The organism is Buttiauxella noackiae ATCC 51607 (assembly GCF_001654865.1).
Taxonomy (GTDB): Bacteria; Pseudomonadota; Gammaproteobacteria; order Enterobacterales; family Enterobacteriaceae; genus Buttiauxella; species Buttiauxella noackiae.
Window position 1 is genome coordinate 183915 of record NZ_LXEO01000008.1, and the last position, 11944, is coordinate 195858.

Below are 11944 nucleotides of genomic sequence, written 5' to 3' on the forward strand. Positions count from 1 at the left end.
TTTGGCGGTTAAGGTGCGGAGCAGTGCGCCCAAAGTGCATATTATTCGATCGTTTTTTATCTGTAGACCTGGACATCATGGACAAATTTGACGCAAACCGCCGCAAGCTGCTGGCGTTGGGTGGTGTGGCTTTAGGTGCCTCGCTGTTACCAACACAAGCGTTTGCAATGCTATCAACACCGCGCCCACGCATTCTGACTCTTAATAACCTGCATACTGGGGAGTCATTGAAGGCTGAATTTTTCGATGGTAAAGGCTATATTCAGGATGAATTAGCAAGACTTAATCATTTCTTCCGTGATTATCGCGCGAATAAAATCAAATCCATCGATCCTAAATTATTCGATCAGTTGTACCGCTTGCAGGGTTTGTTAGGAACCAACAAACCGGTGCAACTGGTATCTGGTTATCGCTCCCTGGACACGAACAATGAGTTACGTGCTCACAGCCGAGGTGTAGCTAAAAAGAGCTATCACACCAAAGGCCAGGCAATGGATTTCCATATTGAAGGGATTTCGTTAAGCAATGTTCGCAAAGCAGCATTATCAATGCGCGCTGGTGGTGTAGGATACTACCCAAGCAGCAACTTTGTGCATATTGATACCGGGCCACTAAGGCACTGGTAAAACAACGGAATCCGGCGAGCGTTGCCGGTATTGGAGCATCATGAACTATCACATTATTCCGGTCACCGCATTCGGCCAAAACTGTTCTCTCATTTGGTGCGAAGAAACTCAGCAGGCAGCATTGGTTGATCCTGGGGGTGAAGCCGAAAAGATCAAACAGCAAGTGACTGCGAAAGGCGTGACAATTACGCAGATCCTGTTAACTCACGGCCATCTTGATCATGTTGGAGCGGCTGCTGAGCTGGCTGAACACTACGGTGTTCCTGTAGTTGGGCCGGAAAAAGAAGACGAATTCTGGTTGCAGGGTTTACCTGCACAAAGCCAAATGTTTGGACTCGAAGAGTGTTTGCCGCTGACGCCTGATCGCTGGCTGAACGAAGGCGACGCGGTGTCGGTAGGGAATGTCTCCTTACAGGTTCTGCATTGCCCGGGCCATACACCTGGCCACGTTGTTTTCTTTGATGCTCTGTCCCGGTTACTGATTTCCGGCGATGTGATTTTCAAAGGTGGGGTAGGGCGTAGCGATTTCCCTCAGGGTAATCATGCAGCACTCATTGACTCAATTAAACGTAAGCTATTGCCATTGGGCGATGATGTTACGTTTATTCCAGGCCATGGACCATTGTCAACGCTCGGTTACGAACGCCTGCACAATCCCTTCTTGCAAGACGAATTACCGGTCTGGTAAATCAGGTCGGAGAAATAAAAAGAGCCGCATTATTAATTTAATGCGGCTCTTTTTTTGTCGATAACTTAATTACAGTACAGCGACAATCGCTTCGCACAGTGGCGCCATGTTGTCTGGCGTCATACCTGCTACGTTTACACGTCCGGATGCTACTGCATAAACACCAAACTCTTCACGTAAACGCAGTACCTGCTCTTTGGTCAGGCCACTGAACGAGAACATGCCGTTCTGGTTGATAATGAAGCTGAAATCGCGGTTAGCGCCTTTCTCTTGCAGAGTATTCACAAACAGGTGGCGCATACGCTGAATACGCTGACGCATGTCAGACAGCTCTTGTTCCCAGAGAGTACGCAGGGCATCGTTGCTAAGAATTGTGGCTACAACCGACGCGCCGTGAGCTGGTGGGTTTGAGTAGTTAGCACGAATCACAGATTTCATCTGGCTGAATGCACGGTCAACGGTGTCTGCATCAGCAGCAACCAGCGTACAGGCACCTACACGCTCATTGTAGAGGCCGAAGTTCTTGGAATAGGAACTAGCCACAATCAGCTCTTGATGGCTTGCTGCGAAGATACGCAGGCCTTCTGCATCTTCTTCGAGACCACGGGCAAAGCCCTGGTATGCAAAGTCAAACAGCGGTAACCAGCCTTTAGCCAGTGACATCTCAGCCAGGACCTGCCACTGCTCAGCTGTTGGGTCGATACCGGTTGGGTTATGGCAGCAACCGTGGAACAAGACTACGTCGCCTGCTTGCGCTGCTTGCAGGCTGTTGATCAGTCCGTCGAAATTCAGAGCGTGATTCTGCGCGTCGTAGTAATCATATTCGCACACTTCCAGACCGGCGGAGTTAAATACACTTTTGTGGTTCGGCCAGCTAGGGTTGCTTACCCATACACGTTGGGTGTTAGTGTTTTTAGCGAGGAAATCAGCAGCAACGCGCAGTGCACCAGTACCGCCAGGAGTCTGTGCTGTGCGAGCGCGCTTGTTTGCACTAAGAGCGTTATCTTTCCCGAACAGCAATTCCTGTGTGCAACGGCCAAACTCTGGAATACCGTCGATGCCGAGGTAGTTTTTGGTGTTCTCATTTTCCAGCAGATAAAGTTCCGCTTTTTTTACACAGGTCAAAACCGGAGTTTTACCCGTTTCATCCTTATAAACACCAATACCGAGGTTAATTTTAGTCGGACGGTCATCGGCGCGAAACAGATCGGCCAAACCAAGAATTGGATCAGCAGGAGCAGCGGTAATGTTCTCAAACATGACGGGTTTCCATTGTGATATCGAGGGAGTAACGCTCTCAGGTTAACTGCTGTTTTAGCAAATGCCAACCGTTTGCAACAAAAAGAAACAGCTCCCGTCACAAGTTAATTTTTTCAGCTTTTCAGGCATAAAAAAACAGGGCCGAAGCCCTGTTTTTAAACCATCCTTGCAACTAAGTTGCTGGATAATTAGAACTGGTAAACGATACCAACAGCTGCCTGGTCGTCTGTAGCCAGACCGGTCGCTTTAGCGTAATCGTTGTCATCCAGCAGGTTGAACTTATACGCTGCGTATACGTTCATGTTTTTGTTGAAGTAGTACCAAGTACCCACTTCTACGTATTTGGTCAGGTCAGCATCGCCGCCGCTGAAGCCAGCGCGTGATTCCAGATCTTTACCTTTGGACTGTACATAGCCAACAGATGGGCGCAGACCGAAGTCAAATTGGTACTGAACAACCGCTTCCAGGTTCTGAGTTTTGTTAGCGAAGAAAGCAGCATCAGTATCGTTAATACGGCTTTCTGGCGTCATATTGTACGTCTGGGAATACATAACTGCTGCGTACAGGTTGTTTGCATCATACTTAGCAGAAGTTGCCCATGCTTCAGCTTTGTCACCAGTGCCGTTAGCTTTCTGATCAACGGTACGGTTAGAGTTCGCATAACCAGCAGACAGGCCGAAACCTTCGCCCAGGTCATAAGATACAGAGGTGCTAACGCCGTCGCCGTTCTGTTTGAACACGCTACGGGTAGAGGATTCGTTTTTACCCTGGTACTGTACTGCGAATGCCAGGCCGTCAACCAGACCGAAGAAATCAGAGTTACGGTAAGTAGCAACACCGTTAGTACGACCAGTCATGAAGTTGTCGGTGTAGTTCCAGCCGTCACCACCCCACTCAACCAGCATATCTGTCGCAGATTCTACGTCGTAGATTGCGCCGTAGTTACGACCGTAGTCGAAGGAACCTGCATCACCCATTTTCAGACCAGCGAATGCCAGACGGGTTTTAGTACCCTGGGCGCCTTCCGCATTAGAGGCGTCCATGTTGTATTCCCACTGACCATAGCCGGTCAGTTGGTCATTGATCTGAGTTTCGCCCTTGAAGCCGATACGAGCGTAAGTGGTGTCTTCGTTGCTGGTGTTACCGTTAGTAGTCCAGACGTGTTCACCAACAGCTTTACCGTAGAAGTCCAGTTTGTTGCCGTTTTTGTTATAGATTTCTGCAGCGTTAGCTGCACCGGCTACCAGCAGAGCAGGGATAACCACTGCCAGAATATTGCGCTTCATCATTATTTATTACCCTCATTGGTTTTTTTGTGACACCTGCCACTGCCGTCAATAATTCTGTACGGAACTATTGATGAGAGTTTGGTGTCTTTCTGTATCTGTCAGGCATCTTTCCATCCATGAAACCGTTTCGCTAGCCTGAAAGTGCTACAAACATCGAGAGTTAGTTACAAGAAGAAAGTATGTGTAACTAAATGTGTATTTTATTGAACTTTGTGAACTATCTCAAACTTCCTGACCGCTTCGTTTAAAAAACCACCTTTCTAATCCTATATATATGAATTACTTATGTTTAATTTGCATAACAGCAAATCTTCTTAATTTTTTGCTTACATTTGTACAATCTTTGAGTGATTTTTAGATGTCCAGACATCTGAGTGAAATTTATCCGAATGTGCTAAGTCAACTAACCGAAGCAGGAAGCAAGCGGAAATAGGGGGTGTTTTGTGATTGTTTATTTCGCGGACACAATTCGTAACTGGGGAGTTGCAGGATGGGGTTGAAATTGACGTTTGTTTAACTTTCGTTGAAGAAAAAAGACGTTTATACGGCAGACAGAAAAAAGGCCAGCAACGCTGGCCTTAGAAAAATGACTGCTTAGAAGTTCGCATTACGTGGTGTACGTGGGAATGGAATCACGTCACGAACGTTCTGAACACCAGTTACATAGGCAATCAGACGCTCAAAACCAAGACCGAAGCCAGAATGCGGAACGGTACCGTAACGACGCAGGTCGCGGTACCACCAGTAGTCTTCTTTATTCAGCCCCATCTCCGCCATACGCGCATCCAGCACATCCAGACGCTCTTCACGCTGAGAACCACCAATGATCTCACCGATGCCTGGAGCTAACACGTCCATCGCTGCAACGGTCTTACCGTCTTCGTTAAGGCGCATATAGAACGCTTTAATATCTTTCGGATAGTTCTTCACAACAACCGGTGCTTTGAAGTGTTGCTCAGCAAGGTAACGTTCATGTTCGGAAGAGAGGTCAACGCCCCAATAAACTGGGTTTTCGAATTTCTGGCCACAATTCTCGAGAATTGTAACAGCGTCGGTGTAATCAACCTGTGCAAAATCGGCGTTGATGAAACGCTGTAAACGTTCCACTGCATCTTTATCCACGCGCTCTGCGAAGAACTCCATGTCATCCATGCGCTCATCAAGCACCGCTTTGAAGACATATTTCAGCATGGCTTCTGCGAGACCCGCTACGTCGTCAAGATTTGCGAAAGCGACTTCAGGCTCCAGCATCCAGAACTCAGCCAGGTGACGGCTGGTGTTGGAGTTTTCAGCACGGAAGGTTGGGCCGAAGGTATAAACCTTAGAAAGAGCACACGCATAGGTTTCGCCGTTCAACTGACCAGATACGGTCAGGAATGCTTCTTTACCAAAGAAGTCTTTATCGAAATCGACTTTGCCAGCGTCGGTACGTGGTAGGTTTTCCATATCCAGCGTTGAAACGCGGAACATTTCGCCCGCACCTTCGGTGTCTGAGGCTGTAATCAATGGCGTAGAAACCCAGAAATAACCTTGCTCATGGAAGAAACGGTGTAGCGCCTGAGCCAGAGTATGACGAACGCGTGCAACAGCACCAATCATGTTGGTGCGCGGGCGCAGGTGAGCAACTTCACGCAGATACTCAATACTGTGGCGTTTAGCTGCCATCGGGTATGTATCAGGATCGTCAACCCAACCGGTCACTTCAACTTCAGTTGCCTGGATTTCAAAGCTCTGGCCCTGACCGAGAGACTCAACAACTTTACCGGTTACAACAACGGAGCAACCCGTTGTCAGGCGCAGTACGTCATCATTGTAATTAGGCAGAGAATTATTAATGACGGCCTGTACAGGAGAGAAGCAGGAACCGTCATAGACGGCGAGGAAGGAGATACCAGCTTTTGAATCTCTACGAGTACGCACCCATCCGCGCACGGTGACTTCTTGGTCAACGGCTACACGGCCCTGGAGTACGTCGGCTACAGGCACAACGCTCATATTTTTCTCTCTATTAAATGGTCAATGACAAAAATAAATTACCCACAACGGGGGGTTATCTATGTTACCTGTCGCGAGCCGACTGACAAGCAGAAAAATCAATATACCCTTAATCTTTCAAGTTGCAGGTGCGTTAGCTGCTCTCGCTCACCTCAGTCACTTACTAATGTAAGCACCTGGGGATTTTTTCGTTTGCCGCCTTCCCACAGCTCGAAATCTTTTGGGTATATCAGATGAAGAAATACAATAAAGAAAGGAACCCATAAACAAGTTGAATATCGTTTATGGGTTTTATCAGGACTAACTGGCTTTTTTAACTTGCGGCAAATCGAAGGCTTTACGCAGCGCGCGAACGAATGCTTTATCGTGGCAAATGGTTTTACCCGGGCTATCCGAAAGTTTAGCCACTGGCTTGCCATTACACTCCACCAGCTTGATAACAATATTAAGCGGCTTCACCTGTGGAATATCGCAGGTCAGGCGCGTACCGATACCAAAACTTAAATTGATGCGCGCAGCGAAGTGGCGATACAACTCAATAGCTTTTGGTAAATCCAAATTATCAGAGAACACCAGCACTTTGGTTTTAGGATCGATACCCAGTTTTTGATAATGGGCGATAGCTTTTTCACCCCATTCGACCGGATCCCCTGAGTCGTGACGCAATCCCTGGTACAGGCTGGCAAACGAGAGGTCAAAGTCGCGTAAGAAGGCATCCATGGTGATGCAATCGGTTAATGCGATACCGAGTTTGTCAGGGTATTCGTCAAGCCATGCCTGAAGTGCTGCACGTTGGCTGTTGGCCAGTGTCGGGCTGATTTGCTGATGTGCCTGGAACCATTCATGTGCCTGAGTCCCCATTGGGGTCAAATCCAGGCGGTGAGCCAGATCGTAATTGCTGGTGCCCACAAACCACGTTTCTTGTTGCAGACGGCTGACGATAGCCTCTTGCACTTCACGCGAAAAGCGGCGGCGCGTACCAAAATCCATCAGACGGAATGAGGAAAGGTCGATATCTGCTGTCAGTTCTTTGAATTGAAGCAGTTTACTTTCCAGGCTCTCCAGCGCCATTTGCGGTGTTACGCCTGGTGAGCGGTGCTGATGCACCACTTCACTGATCACGGCCAACAAGGGGACTTCCCACATAATCACTTCCAGCCACGAGCCGGTCAGACGAATGTCTAAATGGCCGTTGTTATTGCTGATGTGCACAGTCGTGGGGTCGTAGCGGAAGGTGCGCAGCCACGAGAGATAATCTGCTTTAAAGAACGGCAGACTTTCCAGGAAGGTGAACTCCTCATCGCTAAGCGCGAGGTGCTGCATTAAATCAACCTGTTCACGGATGTCATCTGCATAAATGCCCAGCAGATCGTCACCGCGGCAACGGAACTCGGCCGCGACGCTCACATCGTGATAACGGTGGAAAACAGCCTGCTGCATATGAAGCTTATAGGCGTCAGTATCCAGAAGCGTTTGCAAAATCGGGGAAGCGTGTCGTGTCATGGCGCGTTGCAGCATCCTCTCACAGGAGCGTTTCCATCAAGGGCTAAGCAGATAAAAGACGCAGGAGTATACCCTGATTATCTGTTTATTAAACCCGGATCACAATATAACCGTCATTCTTCGAGCTGTGGGGGGTTGGCTGCACCTACCCACCACTCGAATTATTTAGGTTATAACGAACATTTCGTGATGGTCGATGGCAATTCGTGCCGCATGTTATAAAAATGTAGCAATTCATGTGAAAAGCCCAGAAAAGATGAAGATTCTGCGTGGCAACATTAGGGCAACAGGAATAGACTGAACTTCGCAAACTTACCGATGATGTATAAGGTTTTTTATGACACAACAGCCACAAGCCAAATACCGCCACGACTACCGCGCGCCGGATTACACGATTACCGATATCGATTTGACCTTTGACCTTGATGCCACAAAAACCCTGGTCACTGCTATTAGCCAGATTACCCGCCAGGGCGCCGCTGGTGCGCCGTTGCGTCTTGATGGTGAAGATCTGACGCTTGTTTCAATTGATGTGAACGGTGCCGCCTGGGAGCATTACCGTCAGGAAGAGGGCGCGTTGATCATTGAAGCGCTGCCAGAAGCCTTTACGCTGACCATCGTTAACGAAATCAGCCCGGCAACCAATACCGCGCTTGAAGGGCTTTATCTTTCAGGCGATGCGCTTTGCACTCAGTGTGAAGCCGAAGGTTTCCGCCACATTACCTGGTATCTCGACCGACCAGACGTTCTGGCGCGCTTCACCACCAAAATCATTGCTGATAAATCCAAATATCCTTTCCTTTTATCTAACGGCAACCGCATTGCCGAAGGCGAACTGGATAACGGCCGCCATTGGGTACAATGGCAGGATCCATTCCCGAAACCATGCTACCTGTTTGCTTTGGTGGCAGGTGATTTCGATGTCCTGCGTGATACCTTCAAAACGCGTTCAGGCCGTGATGTAGCACTGGAACTGTTTGTTGATCGCGGTAATCTTGACCGCGCAAGCTGGGCGATGACCTCTCTGAAAGCGTCCATGGCATGGGATGAAACTCGTTTTGGCCTTGAGTACGACCTCGACATCTACATGATTGTCGCCGTGGACTTCTTCAATATGGGCGCGATGGAGAATAAAGGCCTTAATGTCTTTAACTCCAAATATGTGCTGGCACGAGCCGAAACGGCGACGGATAAAGACTACCTCGATATCGAGCGCGTGATTGGCCACGAATATTTCCATAACTGGACCGGCAACCGCGTCACTTGCCGCGACTGGTTCCAGTTAAGCCTGAAAGAAGGGCTGACTGTTTTCCGCGATCAAGAATTTAGTTCTGACCTCGGTTCACGCGCGGTAAACCGTATTCAAAACGTGCGTACCATGCGTGCCGCACAGTTTGCTGAAGACGCAAGCCCGATGGCGCACCCGATTCGCCCGGATAAAGTTATCGAAATGAACAACTTCTACACCCTGACGGTGTACGAGAAGGGTTCAGAAGTTATCCGTATGCTGCACACCTTGCTGGGTGAAGAGAATTTCCAGAAAGGGATGCAACTTTACTTTGAGCGTCATGACGGCAGCGCGGCAACCTGTGATGATTTCGTGCAGGCGATGGAAGATGCATCAAACGTTGACCTGTCTCATTTCCGCCGCTGGTACAGCCAGGCGGGTACGCCAGTGGTGACCGTGCATGATGACTATGACCCGGAAAACGAGCTGTATACACTGACCATCAGCCAAACCACGCCGCCAACTGCTGAGCAGCAGGAAAAACATCCGTTACATATACCGTTCGACATCGAACTGTATGACAACGAAGGCAAAGTGATCCCGCTGCAGAAAAATGGTCACCCGATTCACCACGTGCTGAATGTGACCCAGGCAGAGCAGACATTTGTCTTTGATAAGGTCTATTTCCAACCGGTTCCGTCTCTGCTGCGTGAGTTCTCAGCACCAGTGAAACTGGAATACAAATGGAGCGACCAGCAACTGACGTTCCTTATGCGCCATGCGCGTAATGATTTTTCCCGCTGGGATGCTGCACAAAGCTTGCTGGCAACTTACATCAAGCTGAACGTCAACCGCAGTCAGCAGGGGCAGCCGTTGTCGCTGCCACTGCATGTTGCTGATGCGTTCCGCGCCATTTTGCTGGATGAGAAAATCGACCCGGCTCTGGCCGCAGAAATTCTGACGCTGCCTTCACAGAATGAAATTGCCGAGCTGTTCCAGAAAATCGATCCTCAGGCGATTGCCGCAGTGCATGAAGCGTTAACCCGCACGCTGGCAAAAGAACTGGCGGATGAATTCCTGGCAGTTTACAACGCCAACAAACTCGATGCTTATCGCGTTGAACATGCGGATATCGGCAAGCGTGCGCTGCGTAATACTTGCCTGCGTTACCTGGCCTTTGGCGAGCAACAGCTTGCTGAGCAACTGGTGCGTAGGCAGTTCGAAGGTGCTGATAATATGACGGACTCTATTGCCGCTTTATCTGCATCTGTTGCTGCGCAATTGCCGTGCCGTGCAGAACTGCTTGCCGCATTTGATGAGAAATGGCATCAGGACGGTCTGGTGATGGATAAATGGTTTATCTTGCAGGCCACCAGCCCGGCAGCAGATACATTAAGCAAAGTACGTGAGTTGTTGAACCATCGTTCGTTTAGCATGGGCAACCCGAACCGTGTACGTTCCCTGATTGGCGCGTTTGCTGCAGGTAACCCGGCTACGTTCCACGCACTTAATGGTAGCGGCTATCAGTTTATGGTGGAAATGCTCAGCGAATTGAACCACCGTAACCCGCAGGTTGCGTCACGCCTGATTGAGCCATTGATTCGTCTGAAACGATACGATGCAAAACGTCAGGAAATGATGCGTGCGGCGCTGGAACAGCTGAAAGGGCTGGAGAATTTGTCTGGCGATCTGTTCGAGAAGATTTCTAAAGCATTAGCGTAATGCAAATGCCCTCTATCCTGTTTTCTCTTTATCGGAGTTAACAGGAAGAGGGCACACTTTACTAACCGGTGCGCACCACGCGTTCCGGTTCTTCTATAACCTGTCGTTTCATCACACGCTCTAATACCTGAGCTTCCAGTTCTGCCAGCCGCACAGACCCGAGCTTACGGGGACGTGGCAAATCAACCGTCAGATCCAAACCGATCTTTCCTTCTTCAATCAGTAACACTCGATCCGCCATTGCGACGGCTTCGCTGACATCGTGTGTCACCAGCAATACCGTAAAGCCATGTTCCTGCCACAAAGAGACAATCAACTCCTGCATTTCGATACGCGTCAGGGCATCTAGTGCACCCAACGGTTCATCCAGCAATAGCAGGCGTGGGCGATGAATGAGCGCCCGAGCCAGCGCCACGCGTTGTTTCTGGCCGCCGGACAGGGCGGCCGGCCATTCGGTCGCGCGATTGGCAAGCCCAACAGCTTCCAGCGCTTTCATCGCCGATTCTTTCCAGTTTCCTTTCAGCCCCAGGCCAACATTGTTAATCACCGATTTCCACGGCAGCAGGCGAGCATCCTGGAACATTAACCGTGTTTCATCCTGGCTTTCACGTAGCGGGGCGTTTCCGGCAATCAGCGAGCCACCGTTGGCATTTTCCAACCCTGCCAATAAACGTAAAAGGGTACTTTTTCCTCCACCGCTGCGCCCAACTACGGCAACAAACTGCCCGGCAGGAATATGTAACTCCAGCTCATCAAGAATCGTTTTATTACCGTAGCGTTTGGTCACGCTGTTAAGGAGCAGGGGAGTCCCCTGGTTTAAGCGGGCGGTATTCATGCGTTCTCCTCCTGCAACTGATACGCCGGATGCCAGCGCAGCCAGACACGTTCGAGTAATTGCGCGCTGATGTCAGCGAGTTTGCCGAGCAGGGCGTAAAGAATGATGGCGACGACAACGACATCTGTTTGCAGAAACTCGCGCGCATTCATCGCCAGATAACCTATTCCTGAGTTAGCAGAAATGGTTTCTGCCACGATTAAGGTCAGCCACATCAGGCCGAGTGCAAAACGGATACCGACCATAATCGAAGGCAGTGCACCGGGCAGAATCACCTGAGCGAACAGGCTAAAGCCCGACAGCCCATAGCTACGTGCCATCTCCAGCAAACCCTGGTCGATATTACGGATGCCGTGCCAGGTATTGATGTAAATCGGGAACAGCGTGCCGAGTGCCACCAGGAAAATCTTCGCCGATTCATCAATACCGAACCACAAAATCACCAGCGGGATCAGTGCAAGATGCGGAACGTTGCGCAGCATCTGAATGGAGCTGTCGAGCAGACGCTCTCCCCAGCGAGACAGGCCGCTTATCAACCCAAGTACTAACCCCAGAGAACCGCCAATACTAAAACCAATCACCGCACGCCATGAGCTGATAGCCAGGTGTTGCCATAATTCACCGCTGGCAGAAAGGTTCCAGAATGCAATCACCACCCCTTCCGGAGAAGGGAGGATGCGCGATGAGAGCCAGCCTGCGCTAGAAGAAAGTTGCCAGATTGCGATAACCGCAACCGGCAGAATCCACGGTGCCAGCCTCAGTAACAGTTTGTGCGTTGAAGGGGTCATTGGCTGCTCC

9 protein-coding genes are annotated in these 11944 nt (G+C 49.8%); 3 read left to right on the top strand and 6 right to left on the bottom strand.

The annotated features are described in order from the left end of the window. The first annotated feature begins 77 nt into the window (after positions 1 to 77). Positions 78 to 626 (top strand): peptidoglycan L,D-endopeptidase MepK, encoded by a 549-nt coding sequence (mepK, locus tag M979_RS03140; RefSeq protein WP_034457197.1) that lies wholly within the window; start codon positions 78 to 80, stop codon positions 624 to 626. A 40-nt stretch (positions 627 to 666) separates the two neighbouring features. After that, positions 667 to 1314 (top strand): MBL fold metallo-hydrolase, encoded by a 648-nt coding sequence (locus tag M979_RS03145; protein ID WP_064553673.1) that lies wholly within the window; start codon positions 667 to 669, stop codon positions 1312 to 1314. A gap of 69 nt (positions 1315 to 1383) precedes the next feature. Here M979_RS03145 and M979_RS03150 read toward each other — a convergent pair whose 3' ends face one another. The 4 genes from M979_RS03150 to pncB all read right to left on the bottom strand — a co-directional run bounded on the left by M979_RS03150 (position 1384) and on the right by pncB (position 7361). Continuing rightward, entirely contained in the window at positions 1384 to 2574 is a 1191-nt protein-coding gene (locus tag M979_RS03150; RefSeq protein WP_034456339.1) for an amino acid aminotransferase, read from the bottom strand. Positions 2575 to 2762: 188 nt separating this feature from the next. Beyond that, entirely contained in the window at positions 2763 to 3863 is a 1101-nt protein-coding gene (locus M979_RS03155; protein WP_034456337.1) for a porin, read from the bottom strand. Positions 3864 to 4457: 594 nt separating this feature from the next. After that, the gene (asnS, locus tag M979_RS03160) at positions 4458 to 5858 is read right to left on the bottom strand and encodes an asparagine--tRNA ligase (RefSeq protein WP_034456336.1); all 1401 of its coding nucleotides are present in this window, start codon (positions 5856 to 5858) and stop codon (positions 4458 to 4460) included. 300 nt (positions 5859 to 6158) lie between these two features. Next, on the bottom strand, positions 6159 to 7361 hold the full coding sequence (gene pncB, locus M979_RS03165; protein WP_064553777.1) for a nicotinate phosphoribosyltransferase: 1203 nt from the start codon (positions 7359 to 7361) through the stop codon (positions 6159 to 6161). Positions 7362 to 7698: 337 nt separating this feature from the next. Here pncB and pepN point away from each other — a divergent pair, with 337 nt between their 5' ends. Then, positions 7699 to 10311: an aminopeptidase N gene (gene pepN / locus M979_RS03170; protein ID WP_064553675.1), complete on the top strand. Its 2613-nt coding sequence runs from the start codon at positions 7699 to 7701 to the stop codon at positions 10309 to 10311. 61 nt (positions 10312 to 10372) lie between these two features. On the opposite strand, the gene ssuB is transcribed toward pepN, so the two are convergent. Further along, the gene (ssuB, locus tag M979_RS03175; RefSeq protein WP_034456333.1) at positions 10373 to 11146 is read right to left on the bottom strand and encodes an aliphatic sulfonates ABC transporter ATP-binding protein; all 774 of its coding nucleotides are present in this window, start codon (positions 11144 to 11146) and stop codon (positions 10373 to 10375) included. Further along, entirely contained in the window at positions 11143 to 11934 is a 792-nt protein-coding gene (gene ssuC / locus M979_RS03180; RefSeq protein WP_034456332.1) for an aliphatic sulfonate ABC transporter permease SsuC, read from the bottom strand. The genes ssuB and ssuC overlap by 4 nt, the downstream gene beginning before the upstream one ends. Positions 11935 to 11944 lie beyond the last annotated feature (10 nt).